Below are 23,697 nucleotides of genomic sequence, written 5' to 3'. Positions count from 1 at the left end.
GCCATCTCGGCAATCACTTGATACGCATATCGCCTGTTTCAACGAAACGCTGATGCCATGAAAGTGCTTCCAACAAAATGTGTGGCGTCTGCAACCCACCAGCTTTTTCAGCACGGTCATAGTAATCGCGTAACATATCACGATAATCAGGGTGTGAACAATTCTCAATGATGAGCTTTGCACGCTGACGAGGTGCTTTACCACGCAAATCTGCCATACCCTGCTCTGTTACAATGAACATTACATCGTGTTCTGTGTGGTCATGATGGCTAACCATTGGCACAATGGCAGAAATCGCACCGCCTTTAGCAGTAGATGGGCTGACATAGAATGAGAAAAAGCCGTTACGAGTAAAGTCGCCCGAACCACCAATGCCATTCATCATCTTAGTACCCATGACATGCGTTGAGTTCACATTACCATAAATATCCGCTTCAATCATAGAGTTCATGCCAATGACACCAAGTCTGCGAATCACTTCTGGATTGTTGCTGATTTCCATTGGGCGTAAAATGATTTTATCTTTTAAGAACTCAATGTTTTCGTTGAAGCGTGCCAATGCATCTGGACTAAAAGACAAAGCCGTTGCTGATGCGGTTTTCATCTTTTTAGCCAAAATCAAATCAAGCATGCCATCTTGTAGCACTTCAGTATAACCAGTCAAGTCATCAAAAGGTGCATCAAGCAGACCTGCCATCACTGCATTGGCGACATTGCCCACACCTGATTGTAGTGGCAATAAGCTCTTAGGCAAACGCCCTGCCTTGACCTCATGATCAAGAAAATCAATGACTTGAGCCGCGATACGCTTTGAGACTTCATCAGGCTCAGCGAATTTTGAGTTACGGTCGCCAGCATTGGTCAAAACAACAGCCAATACTTTATCAGTATCACACTCCAAGTAAGGCGAACCGATACGATCAAATGGACCTGTGATTGGAATTGGTTTTCTGTGTGGTGGTAGGCCAACATCAGCATACACATCGTGCATGCCCTCCAGACCCTCACTCAAAGCAGCATTAATTTCAATGATGACAGCTTCGGCATTCTTGATGGCTTCTACAGCATGTCCAATACCCATCGCACAGATGATTTTGCCATCTTCGGTGATGCCAGCCGCCTCGATGATGGTGATGTCAAATTTACCATAGAAACCTTGTCGCATTTGTTGTTCAACATGAGACAAGTGCATGTCTTGGTAGGCGGTTTTACCTGCATTGATGTTATTACGAAGCGTTGGGTCAGATTGGAATGGGGAACGGAAATGTATGGCATCAGCCTCCGCCAACACACCATCACATTCAGGGGCAGTTGACGCACCAGTAACCATGCCAATAGTAAATTTCTCGCCTTTTGCATGGGCGGCTTTCGCCTTATTGGCAATTGCTGTTGGCAGTGCTTTTGGGTAGCCTGCACCCGTAAAGCCTGTGATCGCCAGATTCATGCCGTCCTTGACAAATTCGGCAGCTTGCTCAGCAGTCATGACTTTTTGGCGTAAGCCTTCATGTTTAATGCGTTCAATAGACATCATTGTCTCCTTGTTAGAAATTGATAAATAAATAAAGATAAAACCACATTGATTTTACCACTAGATCACAACAAAAGAAACAGTCTTTTTTAAAATTTAGACATGTTTATTTGATGGCATTTTCAATCAAGAATCGTGCCTTACCAAGAGTATCCTTAATCTCATCGTTACTAATTCGACTGCCATGAACCAGTGCTTCTGTACGATTCATCACCACCTGTACGCCACCATCAACTTCAGTAACCAACACTTTTAACGGCAACTGCAAAGCAAATATCGGATCTTTGACCATATATGGCGTACCAACTTTTGGCGTGCCAAACACAATCACGGTTGACGGCTGCATCGTCAATCCCGCTTCTGATGCAGCGGCCTGATGATCGATTTCAGCAAAAATCGTCATGTTCTTTTGCTTTAAAGCATTCAAAATTTTGCTTTTGGTGGTAGCAAAGTCATAAGTACTATTAAGCACCACCACAGGTTGAGCGATGCTTTGAGACGATACCATTGTAGAATTTTGATGTGGCTGATGGGCACATGCTGTTAAAGTAAATATACTCATGATGGCAAATAAATAGTTATATTTCATAAAACCTCAAACAATCATTAAAGTCCAGCTTTTAAACTCGCTACGATGAATTTATCTAAATCGCCATTTAATACCGCCTGAGTATTGGAAGTCTCAACACCAGTACGCAAGTCTTTGATGCGTGAATCATCAAGCACATAAGAGCGAATTTGAGAACCCCAACCAATATCTGACTTGCTGTCCTCTAAAGCTTGTTGCTTTTCCATGCGTTTTTGCATTTCTAATTCATACAATTTTGCACGCAGCATTTTCATCGCCGTGTCTTTGTTGGCATGCTGAGAGCGTTCGTTTTGACAAGCCACGACCACGCCTGTTGGTTGGTGTGTGATACGCACGGCTGAATCGGTGGTATTAACATGCTGACCACCCGCCCCACTTGACCGATAAGTGTCAATGCGTAAATCCGCAGGATTGATGTCAATTTCCACATTATCATCAATCTCAGGCGAAACGAACACAGCAGAAAATGAAGTGTGGCGACCATTATTGCTATCAAAAGGTGATTTACGCACCAAGCGATGTACGCCAATCTCTGTACGAAGCCAACCAAAAGCATAATCACCTTTGACTGCGATGGTCGCTGACTTGATTCCTGCCACACCACCTTCGGACACTTCCAATACCTCTGCTTTAAACCCATGCGATTCACACCAACGCAAATACATACGCAACAGCATCTCCGACCAGTCTTGAGCCTCTGTACCGCCCGAACCTGCTTGAATATCAAGGTAGCAATTATTAGCATCCATGTCGCCTGAAAACATACGCTTAAATTCCAAGTCTTCGACTTTGGCAGTAGCACTGTCAAGCTCGCTTTCAACATCAGCAAGCAAGCTTTCGTCATCTTCCTCAACCGCAAGCTCAAGCATGGCACTTGCATCCTCCAAGGTTGCTTCAAGGCTTTCAATCACGCCAATGATGCCGTCTAGCACGGATTTTTCTTTGCTGATTTTAGTTGCTACCTCTGGATCGTTCCAAATCTCTGGATTTTCCAATTCCAAATTAACTTCTTCTAGGCGTTCTTTTTTACCATCGAAGTCAAAGATACCTCCGCAGGTCTTGACCACGCTCGGTCAGGTCTTTGATTTTATCTTGATACGGAGCAATTTCCATGATGAATTACCTTTTAATGAATTTAAAACAATAAAGTCAGATTATAGCAAATTTTCTAGACTTTGAGAATGACCCTTTCATTTGATGCCTCAATCAACCTTAGACACTCAATAGACAACACTCCATGCTCATTCATCATAAAGTCCACATCTGTTGATTTGTATCGCATGGTATTGATGATGCCAATCTCATGTTGGCGATAAGCTGGTCTTGGGTCTTGGGCAATCAAGTCGCCAATGATTTGTTCATCTCTTGCAGTCAAGTGTTGGGTTTGACAAAGCCCATCAAATGCTCGTTTGGCACTGGGTGTAAAAATACTTTGACGCATGATCGGCCGATCAAAACCCTTTGCATTCACCACTCCATCAACAAATGCCAAATAAGGCTTAATGTCTATGATTGGTGTACCATCCATCATATCAGCCCCCATGATATGCAAAATCACCTCATGATGACGCACTTCCACCCCATCTAGCACCACCACCGACATGCCCAACTGCGATGGCCGATACATTGAGCGTGTGGCAAAAACCCCCATTTTGTCATTACCGCCCAAGCGTGGTGGACGCACCTGCGGACGAAAATTATTCTGTGATTTATTCTGATGAAATTGCCACAAAACCCACAAGTGACTATATCTATCAATACCAACAAAAGCATCAGGATTATTAAAGGGTGGGTAAAAGCAAATATGGCTTTTGACAGCGACCAAATTTGGCTGTCTTGGAATGCCAAATTTCTGTGATAAAGGGGAATGGTGCCGACCGATGATAGGAAGTGTGTGCGTGTTCATGAAGTACTTGATGAGTGGTGAATTTATGTTAAAATTGATGACCGCTGGTTATGCCGACATCAACCTTACTTATGCCAAAAAGTTAATGACCAGTAACCCTAAAAATTGCTATCATAACACAAATTATACACCATGCCGATTCTATGGTAGAATATTCCACAAAAATAAAACCCATTCTCATTTTGGAAGTTACCTTATGTCAAAATTCATCACCGAAACCGTTACCCATGTTCATCATTGGACAGACAGTCTGTTCACCATTAAAACCACTCGTAGTGATTCTCTGCGTTTTCGTAGCGGCGAATTTGCCATGATTGGATTGATGGTTGATGGCAAACCGTTAGTCAGAGCTTACTCTATTGCCAGTCCTGCTTGGGCTGAAGAACTGGAGTTTTACTCCATCAAAGTACAAGACGGTCCATTGACCAGTCGCTTGCAACACATCAAGGTGGGTGATGAGCTGCTGGTCAGTAAAAAACCGACTGGCACATTGGTTTTGGATGATTTATTGCCTGGAAAACATCTCTATCTATTGGCAACAGGCACAGGACTTGCACCATTTTTATCATTAACTCGTGAACCTGAAGTGTACGAACGCTTTGAAAAAGTCATTTTGGTGCATGGCGTGCGTCATACCGAGGATTTGGCGTATCGTGATTTTTTTGAAAATCAGTTACCACATGACGAAATTTTTGGCGAATGGGTTCGTGAGAAGTTCATCTACTACCCTACTGTTACTCGAGATGAATTTAAAAACACAGGTCGAGTTACTGACTTATTAAAGTCTGGCAAAATTTTTAAAGACATCGGCCTTCCGCCCATCAACAAAGACGATGACCGAGTGATGATTTGCGGTAGCATGGCCATGAATGCTGACACTTGTGCCATTTTAGACGACTTTGGATTGACCATTTCACCTCGCATGGGCGTACCTGCCGACTATGTGGTTGAGCGTGCTTTTGTGGGCTAATCACATCAGACCGCCTCTTCGATGAATCACACTTCCAGCCAAGTGCGATTCATCGTGAAAGATTGTTCACAGTCCTTAAGTGTGAGCTAGCTTTCAATATGCTCACGGATTTTCTTTGCCAACGCCATCAATTCATCTTGATTTGCCAAACCACTTTCATGCCGACCCAGCTCATGCACATGTGCAGGAATTAAGTGCATGTGATAATGAAAGACGCTTTGTCCAGCTTTGGCATGATTGAGTTGTAGCTGCACCAGACCCTCAACATTCAAGGCTTTACGCTGAGCTTGAATGACCTTTTGAGCGGTAGCAATGATGGCAACAGCATACTCCAGTGGTAAATCCGTCAGCTCCACTGCTTGGCACTTACCAATCACCAGTACATGACCGACTGCTTGTGGCATCACATCCATAAAAGCAAGCGTCTTATCATCTTCATAGACCTTATGGCAAGGAATCTCTCCACGCAAAATCTTAGCAAAAATATTGGCATCATCGTATGACATATGTCAGCTCCCTCGTTAATAAAAATATCCAAAATTTGAACAAGAAGTTAGGAATTTTATATTTTAACACAGATTTTTGAGAATTATTTTGTGAAATTTTACACAAAAACAGCGTAAGTTTGTGATATATTAAGCATAAAAATCAATCAACGCATCTTATGAGCAACACCTTCATCTTACAAGAAATACTCACCACTTCTGATTTTGAATTTCGCACTCACAATGTCAAAATTGACAAACTCATCATCACAAAAGATTTGCCAATGATGCTTTTGGCACATTATGACAGTCTGCCTGATGACATCAAAATCCAAAAACCACTCACCCCACCCATGCTCAAACTCATGAATGAGAGAGTAACGGCAAAAACGGCGTGTCGCTGGCTTGATTTACCAGAAGATGCCATCAAGCCCGCCACACACATCAAAATTAGTGGCACAACCGTCATCGTCTGTGATGATTTTCCGCTGGCACTACATCTGTCGTTCACCAATACCGCCAAAGAATCACAAAGCATACATACCAATGATTTGATGACAAGTTTAATTCAAGAAGCGGATAATTTTTTGTTAACAGGCAATGTGCATGTATTGCATAAAAATCATACCAAGAATCTCGTCAGCATAGACTTTGACGATCAAGAGTTTACCATCGCCACCAACGACGGTTATACACGCCTGCCCAACGCACACGCACTGGCAACTACCCACACACTAAACACCTTAAAAAGCCGCTACCCAAAAGCATTGGCTTATCTACAACACTCAATCCAACACAAAGTCATGGCTCATCATAAGCATGATCAATAATGATAAAAAAAGACCTGATTTAGGTCTTTTTTTATCATGGGAAAGTTCAGTCATTTTTCAATACAGTAAAAATCTCATCACGCACGACATTGATGTCTTTTGTGCCATCGAATTGATGGTATTTTGGTGCATCATTTCCAGAAGATACCAACGATTGATAGTGATCGATTAGGGCGGCTGTCTGAGCATGGTACACGCCCAATCTATCACGCACCACTTCCTCTTTGTCGTCATCACGCTGTACCAAATCTTCGCCAGTGATGTCGTCTTTGCCTTCAACCTTAGGTGGGTTATGAGTGATGTGATAAGTACGACCTGATGGCAGGTGTGCTCGACGACCTGACATGCGACTGACAATTTCGTCATCTGGGACACTGATCTCAATCACATGATCAATACCAACCCCAGCATCAGCCAGTGCTTGTGCTTGTGCAATCGTGCGTGGAAAACCATCAAAAATACAGCCATTGATACAGTCTGACCGACTGATGCGTTCTTTTACCAAATTAATAATCAGCTCATCAGAAACCAATTGACCTGCATCCATCACACTTTTGGCAATCTGACCAAGCTCACTACCTTCTTTGATGGCAGCACGAAGCATGTCACCTGTTGAAATTTGTGGAATGTCAAACTCCTTTGAAATCAGTTGAGCCTGAGTACCTTTGCCAGCACCAGGCGGGCCTAGTAAAATAATGCGTAGCATAGCTTTCTCCAAATCAAAAAACAATTCGTCAATATAAACCACTTGGCTGGATTGTTCAAGTGGTTTTTACACACCCCATCACTGATGAGAACAGTCATCAATATTAATCACTGTCTCAACATAAAGCATGTTCAAATACCTCATCATCTTCATTAAGGAATGATGTGCGAGATGGTAAGCATGGCAGTATTAGCAGTCTTGGTGAGTGGTGCTGGATTGGCAGCAAAATCACCAGACTCTGATACCGCACCGCCAGAATGACTAATGCGTGCATTCACCACCAAGGACTCAGTTTCACGCCCCACAGTCAAGGTGCGATTAGGCATCATCGCATCCGCATCACTTAGATTCACGGTTACTTTACCGCCCTTAATCTGATTGACAGGCAAGCGTTTTACCGCATATGGCGCACCACCTGATGCTGCAGAAATCGACACATACAGCACATCACTTTCAGCAATTTGTACAAGCAATGAATCATTGACAGTGATTGTTACTTGGACACCTTGCGTGATTTTGGTCTGTTGAACTTCGATGTTAGCAAGCAAAGCATCCAAACTGGATAACGCCTCACTTCTATCTCCAGGTTTGGCAGCGACACTAGACCGCAACTTATGCACCCATGCCTTAGCATTGGCAAAATCGCCCGCACGCATCTCACTCATCGCCATCATCATCTGTGCCCCTTCATGATCTGGCATTGCTCTTAAAATACCAAGCACTGCCTCACGAGCAGAAGCATCCAATACCCCATTATTCACAAAAAAACTCGCCTGTGCATAAGTCATGGCAATATCAGCATCGTTAGGCTTTAATCGATAAGCCCTTGCAAGCGCTTCTAATGATTGCGGTTTGGCATCCAAAGCACCAAATAGCTCTGCCAAACGCATCCAACGATTTGCATCGTATGCATGAGAGTAAACATTGGTTTGCATTGCAGAAATCAATGCCGAACTGTCTTTTGTTGCCCAATTGGGTGGTGTATCAATCTTACCAGTCAATAAGTCATCTGCGACCTTACCTACCGCATCTTGTGCGACCCAAAGCTCATACACAGGCGTTCTATCAGCCGTGATGAGATAAGCAAGAGCAGCCAATAAAGGAATCCAAATCAGCACAATCAAGCGAGATTTTGCACTTACGGATGCGTGAGATTTTATGTGCGTCTGGGCGGCCAGCAGTTGCCTTTTAAGCTCTATGGATTGTGCTTGATAATAAGCATCTTCTATCAAACCAGCCTCTTTATCAGCTTGCAGTTCACTGATACGACTATTAAAAACCTCAACATTAATCGCCGTTAAGCGATTATCATCCGCCATACGACCTTTGAACCATGGATAAATCACCACCAGCGACACAAGCACCGCCAAGGTGGCACATAAGGTAAAAAATAACCATAGAGTTGGGGTCATCGTTCATTCTTCCTATCATGTGCGGTTAAAATTTCAGAAAGCTTGGTCTCCTCGTGAGCAGTCAACAGTTGAACATCGTCCTTCTCAATCTTTTGGCGCGGCTTTCTAACTTTTAATAGCCACCCAACTATCAGCAGTACCAACAGCAAAGGCGGAAAAAACCACAAAATCCAAGTTGATGGACGCACAGGCGGCTTATAACTGATGAAATCGCCATAACGCTCGAACATATAATCACGAATCTCTGTATCGCTTCTGCCGTCGTTGATCATTTCATAGGTTTTTTGTTTTAGGTCAAGTGCGATTGGTGCGTCAGAACCTGCCAAATTTTGATTTTGACATTTTGGGCAACGCAATTCCTCAATTAATGCACGATAACGAGTCTCATCTTCTGGCGTTTTAAATTCATAAATTTCAATACTTGCCGACGCTGATGTCATTACACCCAAGAATAACACTGCCAAGATTGTCTTTTTCATGCCTCACTCCTAGCCACATGCACGAATTTTAGCATCTTCATCAAGCATTTCATCACCCACAGCTTTTAAGCATGGCTGTATCTCACTCGCCCAATTCATCTCACCCACTTCACCCAAAATGTGTTTGTAAACCACACCGTTGCCATCAACAACGAAAGTTTCTGGAGCACCTGTCAATCCCAAATCCAAGGCATAGCTACCATCCAAATCTTGTAATGAATAGATGAATGGGTCTTGATATTGATTTAAATAGCCCAGTGCATCTGGCAACTCATCTTTATAATTCACACCGATGATTGGCACTCCTTGAGCGTGCAATTGCATCAAAAAAGGATGTTCAATTTTGCATGTTGGACACCACGAACCCCACACATTCAGCAAAAAAGGAGTTTTTGGCAATTCCTCATTTGTCATCATGCGAGTCGTGTCAGATAGCAAAGGTAGGTGAAAGGCTGGCAAAGGCTTATTCATCATCGTACTGACCTTGATGTCCGTATCCTTACCTAAGCGAAAATAAAACATTACCATCGCAAGCAAAAATATCAACAAAGGCAAAACAAAGATCCAAATGCGTTTGTGTACTTTCTTCATGATTAGCACTCCTGATGGTTTGATTTGGTTTTTTTAATGCGGTAGCGTTTGTCCATGATGGCAACAAGCCCACCAAAAGCCATTAAAATCGCCCCAAGCCACATCCAGCGTACCATTGGCTTGACATACACACGCACCGCCCAAGTATCATTACTCAATCTACCCAAGTCGTCAGCGATTGGCTCGCCTAAGGCGATATACAGCTCATTGAATAAACTTGGATGAATACCCACTTCGGTCATCGGCATCATTGAGACGATATAGTGACGCTTCTCTGGATAAAGTGTGGTTACAATCTTATCATCTTTTTTGACCTGAACTGTGGCACGAGTAGCATCATAGTTTGCACTTTTAAGCACCTCAAAATCCTGCAAATAAAAATCATAGCCTTGAACATGGGTGCTATCCCCCACCGTCATCGCCACATCTTTTTCAAGACTCATCGCTGACACTCCCGCCACCCCCAATGAAGTTACAAGCACGCCGATATGTGCAAGCTGCATGCCATGATAGCTTGGTGTCAGTTTTTTAAGACCTGACAATAAATCCTTGGCATGGCGTGTTTTATCTTTAATATCCAGCACCATGAACGCCAAAACCCACACACATAAAGCTGCTGTAACATACACTTCTTTATCAAAGTGTGCATACTCTTCTAGCATGCTCATCATATAAGCAATCACTGCACCCAAAACAAACGCACTGACAGCACAGGCAGCAAGTGTTGTCAACAACGGACGACTGTCATATTTATAACGCAAGCATGAGCCAACGCCCATAAAAGCAAGCAGAAGCCATGAAGCTGGCACAAACAACGCATTAAAATAAGGTGCACCTACCGATACTTGACCCCATTTAAAAGCATCAGCCAGCATTGGATATAATGTACCTAACAACACCACTAGGGTCGCTACCAAAAGAATGATGTTATTGATGATTAAAACGGTTTCACGAGATTTTAATTCATAACGACTCTCAATGGTCAATCGCCACCCACGCAAAGCAAACATCAATAAACCACCACCCACAACCACCCCTAAAATCGCAAGAATGGCAAGTCCACGCGTTGGGTCGGCTGCAAAAGAATGCACTGAGGTGATTGCACCAGAACGCACCAAGAATGTTCCCAGTAATGACAAAGCAAAGGCAAGTATTGCCAACATCATTGTCCATGCTTTAAACACACCCCTCTTCTCAGTAACTGCTAACGAGTGAATGAGTGCCGTTACCGCAAGCCAAGGCATGAGTGATGCGTTCTCTACAGGATCCCAAAACCACCAACCACCCCAACCAAGCTCATAGTAGGCCCACCAAGAACCCAACGCAATACCCAAAGTCAAAAAACACCATGCGACCACCGCCCAAGGTCGAGACCAGCGCGTCCAAACAGCATCAAGTCTTGCAGCCCATAAAGCAGCCATACAAAAAGCGAATGGCACCGCCAAACCAACATAGCCCATGTAAAGCATCGGCGGATGAAAAATCAGACCGGGATCTTGAAGTAACGGATTAAGATCAACACCATCAACAGGAAGATTTGGCAAGGTACGCTCAAATGGGCTAGATGTGAAAATCAACATCAATAGCATCATGACTTGAACCATGCCAAGCACTGACAGCACGCGCGCACGCATGTCAAGTGGCAATGCACGGCTAAACACCGCAACCAACATGCACCACGCCGCCAAAATTGTTACCCATAATAACAACGAACCCTCATGACCACCCCAAGTCGCTGACAGCTTATAATACCAAGGCAACAGACTGTTGGAGTGGCTGGCGACATACACCAAGCTAAAATCGTTGTAGATGAAGCCCATCATCAGTGCAGCAAACGACACCAACATCGCCAAAAACTGTGCCACTGCTAGGCTTGGTGCCAAACGCTGCCAATGAATCTGATGCTTGACAACACCAATCGCAGGTAAAATCGCCTGCAACAGTGCAATCACGAGTGCTAAAAGCAACGCAAAATAACCCAATTCTGTGATTAGCATAAACATACCTTATTTATGGTGAATGGCGGTCCAGTTATACAGTCAATCACGACAAAGTAGTCGCCAATCAGCCAAATCGCCAAACCTTTTTTTCAAGTTCTTAACACACAAAAAGCCGCCAATCAAGCACTTCTTAACAGAAGTCATGCTGACAGACAGCCTTGTCATGAGTACTCAAGTGGCGTGCCAAAAATACCAATGCCGTAAACTTACTTTAAAAAAACACTACCATTAAATGCAACCAGCCTGCCAACAGACCTGTAATCGCACCAAGTACCACAAGCGTCATCTCATCTTCCTTGAATGCAGGTCTGAGCAAATTTTGAAATTCTTGGGGTGAAAGTGCGCGAATGCGACTTTCAAACAAGCCAAAAATCTTACTGGCACGAGAAATGTTGAGCTTAGGATCTCGGATTGGCACCATGGTCGCATCAATAGACTTATCAATAATAATGTCTTTAAATTCATTGATTTCACGGCTGGTCATACCCACTTTTAAGCTGGTTGCTACAACTGGCGACTCCAATAATCCATACAGGTGCTTTTTGACAAGCGAGCGAGTATCATCAGCTTTTGAACCATACATCATTTCACTCATGATATTTTCTAAGGTAACAAGTTCTTTTACCACAATTTCAGCAAACACACTTGATACTTCCTCTTGGCGTTTCATAAAGCCACCCTGCCACGCATAACGATGAATGTGCGGCATCATAAAACGAATGCCTTGCTCATCTTGGCGAAATACACGAATGAAAGGAATGTGGCGAGGTTCTACAGGATTGAACACCATCCAAATGGCAATCCAGTTTGTCAAAGCACCCCAAATGGCAGCAAAAAAAGGTACCGTCCAGTGTTCTGGCACAAAATAAAAAATGCCCATCTGAATGATGCCAAACCCAAACCCAATGAGCGCACTGATCTTCCAAATAAAATTAATCTCTTTTTTACCCACTCGCAAGAACATGTCCACCATGAGCTGACGATCGCTTTCCATCTTGCGCACAATCATATGACGCATGTCCACCAAACTCTCAACATTGTAAGTCAACTCCATCACCAAAGCTTTCATGATGACGGACAGCTCTTTATGGGCATGAGCATAGATGCGGCGACGAATCGCATAAGGCATGGTGTTCCACAGACCTTGATGACGCTCGTGCATGATCTCATCAATCAACTGCTCTAAGTTCTCATCGACCGCTTCTGTGATAAAGTCCGCCATCTGTTCTGGCTCCATCGCCTGAAAAAATTCATCCAGATTGCCCAGTTTTGATAGTGTCTGATCCACAATAATGCCAGAGATTTTTCCTGCCTTAGCAGGCACAATACCTTGCCAACCCAAACCTTTGATTCCAAAAGGCAGTCCATTGATGCGAATGCCCCAAAAGTGAATGGGACGAAAGAGCATTTCTAACGCCATCCACACATGTGCCCAAGTAACAAAAGCAGTTACCGGCGGAATGGTCAGCATGGCGATGAATTCAGGGTGAGCAGCAAGAGCCTGCCAAATGGTGTTAAACATATCAAAGACAGTCAAGATTGATAAGACATAGCGACTAACATTATATCACAGTATCAAAGATTCTGCATATCACACATGGCATCATTATTAAATTAAACTCAATTATTAAATTAAACTCATGACATTACCCAAATCACCCCACCCAATTTAGCAATGATTTATTTAAAAAGCCGTTAATTGTGATTAAATTTATGTTAAAATACATTCGTTTGGATTGACTCAAACGATTGACGCTTAACTCATCAATCATGGCGTTTGCGTCTACTTACCAACCCTTTTGCCAAATTTCGCTTCCATCTTTACAAAAATACCAACGCACCAATCACCCACCATGAGAGAATCCATTAATAGCGATGTCGACCAAAATAGCCGTGTATTTAGCCGCCGTATTGGTGTTTTGGCATTACTCATCATACTTGGCACTTGCGTTTTAGTGGGTCGTTATGCGTATCTCCAAATCAACCAGCACAGTAAGTTTGTTACCGCTGCCGACAACAATCGCATTAAGCTGATTTCCAACCCCCCCTCTCGTGGTCATATTTATGACCGCAATGGCATCATACTGGCTGATAACGAACCTGTGTTTACCGTTGTCATCTCTCCTGATGAGATAGAAAATGCCGAACATACCTTACAACTACTAAAACCCATCTTCGCCCTGACTGATGAAGAAGTGACGGATATTTTGGCACGCATTGATAAATCAAAAAACAATCCTGTTACTGTCAAAATCAACCCCGACGAAACACAAATTGCCCAATTTAGCGAACGCAAACCTTTTTTTCGAGGAGTAAGTATCCAGACCAAGCTGACTCGCACCTATCCTTATGACGATCTATTTGCTCATGTCATTGGTTATGTTGGGCGTATTAACGACAAAGAGTCTAAAGTCATCAAGTCCGACCCCCAAAAACAACGCCTATATGCCGGCACAGATTTGATTGGTAAGCTGGGTATTGAAAAGCAGTATGAAGATGTGTTGCTGGGTGAGCCAGGCTACCAATCAGTCGAAACCAACGCTCATGGCGATGTGTTACGACGACTCGACAACAAAGCTCCAATTGCTGGCAATGACATTTATCTAAGCTTGGATTATGGATTACAAAAGATTGCTTCTGATCACCTTAATGGCAGAAGAGGAGCGATTGTCGCCTTAGATCCTAGAAATGGCGAGGTCTTGGCATTTGTATCAAATCCAAGTTTTGACCCAAACCCATTCATCTCAGGCATCTCATCAAAAGCCTACGGCACACTCAGAGACGATATTGATCAGCCACTTTATAATCGAGCATTACAAGGACTCTACCCCCCTGCATCGACCATCAAGCCCTTTGAAGCAATGGGCATTCTACATTATGGCATCATGGGGTGGGAGGATACCATCTTTGACCCAGGTTATTTTAGCTTACCGGGCGACAGTCATCGCTTTCGTGATTGGAAGCGAGGCGGACACGGCACAGTCAATATGGCAAAATCCATCATCATGTCGGTGGATACCTATTATTACAAAAACTCATACACCATGGGCATTGACCGTTTGCACGACTGGATGACAGGCTTTGGTTTTGGCAAGAAAACAGGCATTGATTTACCCAATGAGAAAGCAGGACTCATGCCATCACCAAAATGGAAAAAAGAAACCTACCATAAAGACTGGCTGCCTGGTGAGACCATTTCCGTTTCTATTGGTCAAGGTGCCTTTTTGGCGACGCCATTGCAAGTTGCTGCTGCCACCGCCACTACCGCCAGCAAAGGATTGATCACCATACCTCATTTTTTGAAACATTCAGAGGGTGCCAAAACTGTGGAAATTCCAGACAAACCCACAAGTCATGTTAAATTCAATGGCACAGAAGCTGATTGGCTACGCATGCACCAAGCCATGGAAGATACTTTAAAGTTTGGTACTGGTAAAGCAGCCTACACCACGCGGTATCGCAGTGCTGGAAAGACAGGTACGGCTCAAGTCAAATCCATCGCACAAGGCAAATCCTACAACAAAGCCGCTTTAAACGAACGGCATTGGGATCACGCATGGTTCATGGGCTTCGCCCCTGTTGAAAATCCTGAAATCGCATTGGCAATATTGGTAGAAAATGGCGGTGGCGGTGGCAAAGTTGCTGCACCGATTGGGCGTGCATTATTTGATTATTGGATGATTGAACGCCACAGGAAACCGATTTTACCACCAAGCGACAGTGAGATGCACCTCATTCGAGCTGAGAAGCATGCCAAAATGCAGAAAAAAATCAATGCTTATGTGGCTGCCAAAGAACAAGAAAAGCAGGCGGAGCAAGCCAAAAAAGCCACCGAAAAAACACAATGAAATTTATGAAAAATCAGTCAAGTCAAATCAACCATAAAAAAATGAACACAAAAAAAACCACCAATCAAGTCAGAATCATCAGTGGGCAATTCAAGCGTCGTAACATCAGCTTTATTGACGCCAAAGGATTACGCCCCACTCCAGACCGCTTGCGTGAGACGATCTTTAATTGGCTAATGGGTGATTTACAAGACGCAACAGTCCTTGATGTCTGTGCAGGTTCAGGCGTACTTAGCTTTGAGTGCCTGTCTCGTGGTGCGTCTTTTGTCGTCATGATTGAAGCCAATCAGGCCCAATCATCTGAACTTAGACGCAATGCCGATGTCTTAAAACTTAACAAGTCCAGCATTCGTATCATTCATGACACCGCACAGAACGCCTTACCCACCCTAAACACAGCGTTTGATGTGATTTTTATTGATCCACCATACGATTTGAATCTTTGGTCACAAATTCTAACACTCATCATCAAGCACCGCTTGATACATACTCACTCACTCATTTATCTAGAAAGCAATCAGTCTTTAGAAGAATTAATCAATCAGTTTGGACTAGACATCATAAAGCACACCAACATCGGTCAAATATTTGCATACCTTACTAAGCCAAGCATGAATTTTTTAGGTCAATTAACGGTCGAATGACTTTTTTTTCATCAAACTCAACAAATTTCATCAAACCCAACAAACGCCAAACATTCAAAATTTTTATTGTCAAATATTATTGCATGCTGGCAAAATTTAGGCTATAATGCATGATGTTTTTTTGAGAGCCCTTCGTTTCCCAACTCAAAAGCAAATAATCATCAGCTTGATTTTATTTGTCCACTCTCAAACTCAACTAAATAGGTTTTATATGACTACTACTATCAGTGCCAAACCCGCTGAAGTTGTACATGACTGGTATGTCGTGGACGCTGAAGGCAAAACGCTAGGTCGCCTAGCCTCCGAAATCGCTTCTCGTCTGCGTGGCAAACACAAGCCATCGTACACTCCACATGTTGATACTGGCGATTACATCGTCGTCATCAACGCTGACAAAATTGCCGTTACTGGCAAAAAAGCTCAAGACAAGAAGTACTATCGTCACACTGGTTACCCAGGAGGTATCAAAGAGACCAACTTCACCAAACTGCTAGCGCGCAAGCCAGAAGATGTATTGTTCAAAGCCGTTAAAGGCATGTTGCCAAAAGGTCCTTTGGGCTATGCGATGATCAAGAAGCTAAAACTGTATGCGGGTACTGAACACCCACACGCAGCACAGCAACCACAAGTTTTAGACATCTAAGGAGACAAACATGGAACGCAATTATGGTACAGGTCGCCGTAAGACTTCTACTGCCCGTGTTTTCCTGTCTAAAGGCACTGGCAACATCATCATCAATGGCAAATCACTAGACGAATACTTCGGTCGTGAAACTTCTCGCATGGTTGTTCGTCAGCCACTAGAATTGCTAGAATCAGCTGACAAATACGACTTGTATATCACTGTTACTGGTGGTGGTGCAAGCGGTCAAGCAGGTGCAATCCGTCATGGCATCACTCGTGCATTGATCGAATCTGACGAAACTTTAAAACCTGCTCTAAAAGCAGCTGGTTTCGTTACTCGTGATGCTCGTGAGGTTGAGCGTAAAAAACTGGGTCTACGCAAGGCACGCCGTCGCCCACAATTCTCAAAGCGTTAATTTATTACGATTTGCAGATTTTAAAAACTCTCGTTTTTCGAGAGTTTTTTCATATGCAGTCCTTATCAATATTTAATTAAAAAGCCTCATCTAGTATTCGATGACGGATTAATTGAGTACGCAGCCCATAAAACGATACTAACTTTTGGTAAAAAAATCTTAGTTCTGATTCGATGAATCAAGCATCAATTCCCACTTTAACGGTTGGATATTTCATCATATTTACAAAAAAAATCTCATTTTTTGTTAATTCATTAAAAATTTTGCGACTTTTTTTCACAAGATAGCAACATAACAATTTATTTTAAAGTAAAAATAGCTTAAAATAGACATGTTTTCAAAACTAGTAAATAGGCACAGCAAATGTGCATGTTTGATCAACTCCCTTCATCAAATATGCACACACCCAGTATGGGATTTTTCCCATTCTTTATTCTGGAGGAAGTTTTAATGAGCCATGCCGAAGGCGTGAATATTAAACGCCGTAGAGTCTTAATCGCAACCACAGCTGCCATTGGTGCAGTTGGCGTAGGTGCGATCGCCACCCCATTTGTACGCTCTTGGTATCCAAGTGCAAAAGCAGAAGCTGCCGGTGCTGCCGTTGTTACTGATATCAGTAGCGTTGAAAATGGTCAAATGATTACCGTAAAATATCGTGGCAAGCCCATATTCATTGTCAAGCGTACTGATGAAATGGTCGCAAATCTAGCGAAAGTCACCCCAAAGCTTGCCGATCCAACATCTGAATCTTCTGTTCAACCTGAATACTGCAAGAATGAAACACGCTCCATTGAGCCAAGCATTTTGGTTGTTGAGGGTGTCTGCACACATTTGGGTTGTGCCCCAATGTTCCGTCCTGAGGTTGGTGCAGCCGATCTGGGTGGTTCTGATTGGTTTGGCGGTTTTTTCTGCCCTTGCCACGGTTCAATGTATGACTTGTCAGGTCGTGTCTATAGTGGCATGCCGGCACCCCTGAATCTACCGATTCCAGAATACAGCATTGATGGCACAACCTTGACCGTTGGAGAGGCTTAATCATGAGTATTGCTAAGAAATTTATGAGTTGGGTTGATGCACGCTACCCAGCGACCGAGACTTATGAATACCATATGTCTAAATATTACGCACCAAAGAATTTTAACTTTTGGTATTTCTTTGGTGTTTTGTCTATGGTGGTCTTGGTAAACCAGCTGGTAACAGGCATCTGGCTTACCATGATGTTCAATCCAAGTGCAGAAGGTGCTTTTGCCTCACTAGAATATATCATGCGTGATGTTAAAGGCGGCTGGCTGATTCGCTACATGCACTCAACAGGTGCGTCTGCTTTCTTCGTCGTCGTCTACCTGCATATGTTCCGAGGCTTATTATATGGCTCTTACCAAAAACCTCGAGAGCTGGTATGGATCATTGGCATGGCAATCTATCTTTGCTTGATGGCTGAAGGCTTCTTTGGGTACTTATTACCTTGGGGTAACATGTCTTTTTGGGGTGCACAAGTCATTCTAAACCTACCTGCTGCCATTCCATTTATTGGCGATGCTTTAGGCGAATGGGTGAAAGGTGACTATATCATCTCAGGCATCACTCTAAATCGCTTCTTTGCGTTGCATGTTGTGGCTATTCCGTTGATTTTGGTTGGGCTGGTCTTCATGCACTTGGTTGCCCTGCATCATGTCGGCTCTAACAACCCAGACGGCATCGATATTAAGAAGTTAAAAGATAAAAATGGCGTGCCATTAGATGGTGTACCTTTCCACCCTTACTATACCGTACACGATATGGTGGGCATTGTGGTGTTCTTCATCTTCTTCTTTGCAGTTGTATTCTTCGCACCAGAAGGCGGCGGTTACTTCCTAGAAAAACCTAACTTTGAAGTAGCAAATGCTCTAAAAACCCCCGCACACATTGCCCCAGTTTGGTATTACATGCCCTACTATGCCATGCTTCGTGCAACACCATCCATGTTTGGTTCTGCCCTACCTGGTGTGATTGTGATGTTTGGTGCCATCGCCATTTTATTTGTACTGCCTTGGCTTGATCGTTCGCCCGTACGCTCAATTCGATATAAAGGCACTCTGTCTAAAATTGCGTTAGCCATCTTCGTGGCAAGCTTTCTGATTCTAGGCTACTTGGGCGGAGTCAGTTCCACACCGACAGGCACCATTGTTGGTCGTATTTGTACCATTCTATACTTCTTGTATTTCTTATTGATGCCATTTTATACATCAATTGAAAAATGCAAACAACCACCAGAACGCGTAACCGGAGGTCACTGATGAAAGCATTTAACCTAAAAACCCTAGGTGCAGGTCTGCTTTTAGTAGGTGCTGGTATCGCATCAAGCCCATCAGCTTTGGCTGGTGGTGGTCATGGTTGTGGAGAATACACCGAAGCTGACGGCACAAAAATTACCTTAGAGTGCAGCACAGCTCCTATTGACTTGACGAATAAAGGCTCGTTACAACGCGGTGCAACAATGTTCATGAACTATTGTGTTGGTTGCCATTCAGCCCAGTATGTACGCCATTCACGCATTGCCAAAGATTTGGACATTCCTCCAGAACTGATGGAAAAATACTTGATGGTCAGTGCAAAGCAAATTGGTGATCATGTTACCGCTGGTATCGATCCTGAATTGCAAAAATCATGGTTTGGTGCACAGCCACCAGATTTATCATTAGAAACTCGCTTGCGTGGTGATGATTGGGTATACACCTACCTACTATCATTCTATGAAGACCCCAGTCGCCCTTGGGGATCAAATAACCTAGTACTGGCAAATGCTGCCATGCCACATGTACTACACAACCTACAAAAAGAGCTTGGGGAAGAAGAGTACAAAGCACGCATCGGCGACCTAGTGAACTTCATGGCATGGATGGCAGAACCCGTCCGCCATGATCGTAAAATCTATGGTGCATTCGTGATTTTATTCCTATTAATTTTACTGATTCCAGTATATCTACTCAATAAAGAGTTTTGGAAAGATGTGAAGTAACCCCTAACAAAAAAGCCAGTGTGAACATGCTGGCTTTTTTTATTCATGTCTTTTACATCAATCAACAGATGAAAATCACCGAATAATTAACATACCAATCGGTCGGTATGAAAAAAAATTCTTGATCATCATAAAATGTCAGAAAAATCAACACATGTATTAAAAAATTTGCTAAACTAGGGCATTTAAATAATCTTGACCCAATCGCATGGCGGACTTTTCTCATCTTCTACCAACACAATTCATCCTGTATGGTGATGATGGCTACGACAGTCATGCAATAAGGTTGCTGCTAGAAGAAAAGCAGTTGTCCTATGAGCTTGCTTTTATTGAAGATGAGCGACCAGATGAACTTGCCGAACTCAATCCCTATGGCACACTGCCTATTTTGGTAGGAAGGGACATTACCTTGTACGAATTCAATACCATCTTTGAGTATCTGGAAGAAAGACACGGTGCAGGCAAGCTGTTGCCAGACACGCCCAAAGAACGAGCCATCATCAGACAGCTGGCATGGAGACTTCAAAACGATTGGCTTGCCTTAGGTAAAGTCCTACTTACTCACCCAGACAGCTTTGATAAAATCTCTGCTTCACACGCCAAAAAATCCCTTCAGGATTCTTTAATCACCCTGTCTCCAATTTTTGGAAAGCATGACTATTTTTTATCAGATCATTTTGGTTGGTGTGATGTCATCTTAGCACCTTTGCTGTGGAGATTACCAAGCATGGGTATTGAGTTACCAACTCAACTTTGTAAGCCCTTATTACAGTATCAGACTCGACTGTTTTCACGACCAAGTTTTAAAAACAGTCTAAAAAGCCGAGTTAATTACCTAGACCGCTTGGACACATAGTACCGGACTCAAAACAACACATGGAGCACTCATGAATACAACACCAAAAAGACCTTATCTCATTCGTGCATTACATGAATGGCTAGAAGATAATGAATTGACTGCCTACATCATGGTTGATGCTACGCATGCTGATGTTGTCGCACCCTTAGAGTTTGCCGTTGATGGGCGATTGGTATTGGCCGCATCTTATCAAGCCACTAAAGATTTGCATATTGACAATGATGCCATTTCATTCGCTGCACGATTTGGCGGCGTGTCGCAAGATTTATGGATTCCGATGGCGGCAATTTTAGGCATTTATGCCAAAGAAGATCCAAGTGAAGGGCTATTTTTCGATCCCAATGAATATGCACAGATTGAAAGTGAGTCTCAACCAACAAAAGGCTCGGGATTAAAATTTGTCGATTAACGCAAATCAATCCCATCGTCATTCCACAAAAATCAAGCCAACCTAAATAAGGCTTGATTTTTTTGCGTGATTTTATGGCAAATTTACGGTAAAATTAATGACTTTTAACGACATTTTTATCAAACACAGCATTCAGTAAGGTATGCCATGACAACCAATAGTAAACCAAGAAAAATCCTAGTAACCAATGCCCTGCCCTATGCCAATGGGTCAATTCACATGGGGCATTTGCTCGGTTATATTCAAGCCGATATTTGGGTGCGTGCCATGCGTTCCATGGGTCATGATGTCATCTATGTCTGTGCTGATGACGCACACGGTACCGCCATCATGTTGCGTGCCGAAGCAAATGGCATCACACCAGAAACACTGATTAAGGATGTACAAGCAGAGCACAAGAGAGATTTTGCAGGTTTTGGTGTTTCATTTGATCACTACGACAGCACTCATTCAGACACCAATCAGCTTTTGTCTAAAGAGATTTATCTGGCAAATCAGCAGGCAGGAAATATCAGCATTCGCCCTGTAACACAATTATTCGATCCAGAAAAACAAATGTTTTTATCCGACCGCTTCATTAAAGGAACCTGCCCAAAATGCCAAACGGACGATCAGTATGGTGATTCTTGTGAGTCATGTGGCACAACTTACAACGCCACCGAATTATTAAACCCACGCTCCACGCTCAGCGGAGCAACACCTGTAGAAAAAACATCGGATCATTACTTTTTTAATCTGCCAAATTTCAAAGAATTTTTACAACAGTGGACACGAGATGAGGGCAGACTGCCCATCTCCATCGCAAATAAACTTGACGAATGGTTTGAAGCAGGACTTGCTGAGTGGGACATCAGTCGTGACGCGCCCTATTTTGGCTTTAAAATCCCAGACGCCGAAGATAAATATTTTTATGTTTGGGTAGATGCTCCGATCGGTTACATGGCAAGTTTTAAAAATTACATCAATGCCAAACGACCAGAACTTACTTTTGATGATTATTGGAAAGCCGATAGTACGAATGAAGTGTATCACTTTATCGGAAAAGACATCGTCTATTTTCACGCTTTATTTTGGCCAGCCATGTTGACAGGTGCCAATTATCGCACACCAACTTCATTATTTGTGAATGGGTTTTTGACTGTTAATGGTGAAAAAATGAGCAAGTCTCGTGGTACTTTCATCAAAGCTGAAACCTATCTTAACCATTTAAATCCTGAATACTTACGCTATTATTTTGCCTCCAAACTATCTGATAAAGTAGAAGACTCAGACTTAAACTTGGACGATTTTATTGCCAAAGTCAACTCTGACTTAGTGGGTAAAGTAGTGAATATTGCCAGTCGCTGTGCTAAATTCATTAATGCACAGTTTGATCACCAGCTGTCCAAAGACTGTCAAAACCCTCTCATGCAGCACTTTATTGATGCTGGTGACAGCATCATCAAACACTATGAGAACCGAGAATTTAGTACCGCCATTCGTGAGATCATGGCACTTGCTGACATGGCAAATCAATATATTGATGAGAAAAAACCATGGGCGATTGCCAAACACAATCCAAATGACATAGAAATTCAAGAGATTTGCTCGGTCGGTCTTAATTTATTTCATAAAATCATGGTTTATCTCTCACCAGTTTTACCAAACTTGGCGAAGGCATCTCAAGAATTTTTAAATACAAATCACCTAAACTTTGATGCACGATTTGACATATTAACACACACAATTAATGAATTTCAGCCACTCATGCAACGCATCGATCCTAAAAAAGTACAAGCGATGATAGACGATTCTAAAGAAAGCTTGCAACCTGCAACAAAAACCACCAAAAAAGAACAGACCAACATGAACAATGACCACACCACATTCATCAACATTGATGAATTTGCCAAAGTAGAAATGAAAGTCGCCAAAGTTTTGGCGTGCAATCAAGTGGAAGGAGCAGACAAACTATTGCAATTCACTTTAGATGTCGGTGAACATGAAACCAGAAATGTTTTTAGCGGCATCGCAAAATTCTACCGACCAGAAGAACTGACTGGAAAAACGGTAATTTGTGTAACCAACCTTGCCCCACGCAAGATGAAATTTGGATTAAGCGAAGGCATGATTCTATCTGCTGAAAAAGATGGGCAGCTGACAGTCATAACATTGCCTGATGGCGTACCAGCTGGTGCAAAATTGGCTTAATTAATCAATAAAAAACAGGGTCATCACCCTGTTTTTTTTATTGTAAATTGTTTAATGAATACATTAAAAAAATCAAAAAAAACCCCAAGACAGGGGAGACTTGGGGATAAAAAATGGCGCAGCGGACGGGGCTCGAACCCGCGACCCCCGGCGTGACAGGCCGGTATTCTGACCAACTGAACTACCGCTGCGAACATGGTGGGCGGTAACGGA

At 43.0% G+C, this 23,697-nt stretch carries 23 protein-coding genes and 1 tRNA gene; 12 read left to right on the top strand and 12 right to left on the bottom strand.

Going from position 1 to position 23,697, the window contains the following annotated elements; translation table 11 throughout:
- Positions 1 to 13: 13 nt before the first annotated feature.
- The 4 genes from M2R47_RS06700 to tsaA all read right to left on the bottom strand — a co-directional run bounded on the left by M2R47_RS06700 (position 14) and on the right by tsaA (position 4,023).
- The gene (locus M2R47_RS06700; RefSeq protein ID WP_249100756.1) at positions 14 to 1,528 is read right to left on the bottom strand and encodes an acetyl-CoA hydrolase/transferase family protein; all 1,515 of its coding nucleotides are present in this window, start codon (positions 1,526 to 1,528) and stop codon (positions 14 to 16) included.
- A 106-nt stretch (positions 1,529 to 1,634) separates the two neighbouring features.
- The gene (locus M2R47_RS06695; RefSeq protein ID WP_249100753.1) at positions 1,635 to 2,117 is read right to left on the bottom strand and encodes a DUF302 domain-containing protein; all 483 of its coding nucleotides are present in this window, start codon (positions 2,115 to 2,117) and stop codon (positions 1,635 to 1,637) included.
- Positions 2,118 to 2,134: 17 nt separating this feature from the next.
- A protein-coding gene (prfB, locus tag M2R47_RS06690) for a peptide chain release factor 2 (RefSeq protein WP_249100750.1) occupies positions 2,135 to 3,230 on the bottom strand; the annotation gives its coding sequence in 2 pieces (ribosomal slippage) (positions 2,135 to 3,157 and positions 3,159 to 3,230; 1,095 coding nt in all).
- 55 nt (positions 3,231 to 3,285) lie between these two features.
- Entirely contained in the window at positions 3,286 to 4,023 is a 738-nt protein-coding gene (gene tsaA / locus M2R47_RS06685; protein WP_249100747.1) for a tRNA (N6-threonylcarbamoyladenosine(37)-N6)-methyltransferase TrmO, read from the bottom strand.
- A 196-nt stretch (positions 4,024 to 4,219) separates the two neighbouring features.
- Here tsaA and M2R47_RS06680 point away from each other — a divergent pair, with 196 nt between their 5' ends.
- A complete protein-coding gene (locus tag M2R47_RS06680) occupies positions 4,220 to 4,993 on the top strand; it encodes a ferredoxin--NADP reductase (protein ID WP_249100744.1) in 774 nt (257 codons plus the stop codon).
- Between the two features lie 86 nt (positions 4,994 to 5,079).
- On the opposite strand, the gene M2R47_RS06675 is transcribed toward M2R47_RS06680, so the two are convergent.
- Entirely contained in the window at positions 5,080 to 5,499 is a 420-nt protein-coding gene (locus tag M2R47_RS06675; protein ID WP_249100742.1) for an HIT family protein, read from the bottom strand.
- Between the two features lie 158 nt (positions 5,500 to 5,657).
- Here M2R47_RS06675 and M2R47_RS06670 point away from each other — a divergent pair, with 158 nt between their 5' ends.
- Entirely contained in the window at positions 5,658 to 6,308 is a 651-nt protein-coding gene (locus tag M2R47_RS06670) for a hypothetical protein (RefSeq protein ID WP_249100739.1), read from the top strand.
- A 46-nt stretch (positions 6,309 to 6,354) separates the two neighbouring features.
- On the opposite strand, the gene adk is transcribed toward M2R47_RS06670, so the two are convergent.
- The 6 genes from adk to M2R47_RS06640 form a co-directional block, all read right to left on the bottom strand.
- Entirely contained in the window at positions 6,355 to 7,014 is a 660-nt protein-coding gene (adk, locus tag M2R47_RS06665; RefSeq protein ID WP_249100736.1) for an adenylate kinase, read from the bottom strand.
- Between the two features lie 152 nt (positions 7,015 to 7,166).
- Entirely contained in the window at positions 7,167 to 8,426 is a 1,260-nt protein-coding gene (gene ccmI, locus M2R47_RS06660; RefSeq protein WP_249100734.1) for a c-type cytochrome biogenesis protein CcmI, read from the bottom strand.
- The gene (locus M2R47_RS06655; RefSeq protein ID WP_249100731.1) at positions 8,423 to 8,905 is read right to left on the bottom strand and encodes a cytochrome c-type biogenesis protein; all 483 of its coding nucleotides are present in this window, start codon (positions 8,903 to 8,905) and stop codon (positions 8,423 to 8,425) included. The genes ccmI and M2R47_RS06655 overlap by 4 nt, the downstream gene beginning before the upstream one ends.
- A gap of 9 nt (positions 8,906 to 8,914) precedes the next feature.
- Positions 8,915 to 9,496: a DsbE family thiol:disulfide interchange protein gene (locus M2R47_RS06650; protein WP_249100728.1), complete on the bottom strand. Its 582-nt coding sequence runs from the start codon at positions 9,494 to 9,496 to the stop codon at positions 8,915 to 8,917.
- Between the two features lie 2 nt (positions 9,497 to 9,498).
- The gene (locus M2R47_RS06645; RefSeq protein WP_249100725.1) at positions 9,499 to 11,493 is read right to left on the bottom strand and encodes a heme lyase CcmF/NrfE family subunit; all 1,995 of its coding nucleotides are present in this window, start codon (positions 11,491 to 11,493) and stop codon (positions 9,499 to 9,501) included.
- A 214-nt stretch (positions 11,494 to 11,707) separates the two neighbouring features.
- Positions 11,708 to 13,018 carry a DUF445 domain-containing protein gene (locus M2R47_RS06640; RefSeq protein ID WP_249100721.1) on the bottom strand — a complete coding sequence of 437 codons (1,311 nt, stop codon included), beginning with the start codon at positions 13,016 to 13,018 and terminating at the stop codon, positions 11,708 to 11,710.
- 331 nt (positions 13,019 to 13,349) lie between these two features.
- Here M2R47_RS06640 and mrdA point away from each other — a divergent pair, with 331 nt between their 5' ends.
- The 10 genes from mrdA to metG all read left to right on the top strand — a co-directional run bounded on the left by mrdA (position 13,350) and on the right by metG (position 23,484).
- Positions 13,350 to 15,344, top strand: a complete 1,995-nt coding sequence (gene mrdA / locus M2R47_RS06635; protein ID WP_249100718.1) for a penicillin-binding protein 2 — start codon at positions 13,350 to 13,352, stop codon at positions 15,342 to 15,344.
- A 41-nt stretch (positions 15,345 to 15,385) separates the two neighbouring features.
- Entirely contained in the window at positions 15,386 to 15,988 is a 603-nt protein-coding gene (gene rsmD / locus M2R47_RS06630) for a 16S rRNA (guanine(966)-N(2))-methyltransferase RsmD (protein WP_249100716.1), read from the top strand.
- A 211-nt stretch (positions 15,989 to 16,199) separates the two neighbouring features.
- Entirely contained in the window at positions 16,200 to 16,631 is a 432-nt protein-coding gene (rplM, locus tag M2R47_RS06625) for a 50S ribosomal protein L13 (protein ID WP_249100712.1), read from the top strand.
- Between the two features lie 10 nt (positions 16,632 to 16,641).
- On the top strand, positions 16,642 to 17,028 hold the full coding sequence (rpsI, locus tag M2R47_RS06620; protein WP_249100709.1) for a 30S ribosomal protein S9: 387 nt from the start codon (positions 16,642 to 16,644) through the stop codon (positions 17,026 to 17,028).
- A gap of 450 nt (positions 17,029 to 17,478) precedes the next feature.
- On the top strand, positions 17,479 to 18,063 hold the full coding sequence (gene petA, locus M2R47_RS06615; RefSeq protein ID WP_249100856.1) for a ubiquinol-cytochrome c reductase iron-sulfur subunit: 585 nt from the start codon (positions 17,479 to 17,481) through the stop codon (positions 18,061 to 18,063).
- Positions 18,064 to 18,086: 23 nt separating this feature from the next.
- The gene (locus M2R47_RS06610; protein ID WP_249100706.1) at positions 18,087 to 19,304 is read left to right on the top strand and encodes a cytochrome b; all 1,218 of its coding nucleotides are present in this window, start codon (positions 18,087 to 18,089) and stop codon (positions 19,302 to 19,304) included.
- Positions 19,304 to 20,026, top strand: coding sequence for a cytochrome c1 (locus M2R47_RS06605; RefSeq protein WP_249100703.1), 723 nt, complete (start codon positions 19,304 to 19,306; stop codon positions 20,024 to 20,026). The genes M2R47_RS06610 and M2R47_RS06605 overlap by 1 nt, the downstream gene beginning before the upstream one ends.
- 208 nt (positions 20,027 to 20,234) lie before the next feature.
- Entirely contained in the window at positions 20,235 to 20,882 is a 648-nt protein-coding gene (locus M2R47_RS06600; RefSeq protein WP_249100700.1) for a glutathione S-transferase N-terminal domain-containing protein, read from the top strand.
- A 31-nt stretch (positions 20,883 to 20,913) separates the two neighbouring features.
- A complete protein-coding gene (locus tag M2R47_RS06595) occupies positions 20,914 to 21,294 on the top strand; it encodes a stringent starvation protein B (protein ID WP_249100697.1) in 381 nt (126 codons plus the stop codon).
- A 147-nt stretch (positions 21,295 to 21,441) separates the two neighbouring features.
- The gene (metG, locus tag M2R47_RS06590; RefSeq protein WP_249100694.1) at positions 21,442 to 23,484 is read left to right on the top strand and encodes a methionine--tRNA ligase; all 2,043 of its coding nucleotides are present in this window, start codon (positions 21,442 to 21,444) and stop codon (positions 23,482 to 23,484) included.
- Positions 23,485 to 23,598: 114 nt separating this feature from the next.
- Here metG and M2R47_RS06585 read toward each other — a convergent pair.
- Positions 23,599 to 23,675: transfer RNA gene (locus tag M2R47_RS06585), tRNA-Asp, on the bottom strand.
- Positions 23,676 to 23,697 lie beyond the last annotated feature (22 nt).

The sequence above is a fragment of the Moraxella oculi genome, from assembly GCF_023336735.1.
Classification (GTDB): Bacteria; Pseudomonadota; Gammaproteobacteria; order Pseudomonadales; family Moraxellaceae; genus Moraxella; species Moraxella oculi.
This window is presented reverse-complemented; position numbering and strand designations above follow the sequence as displayed.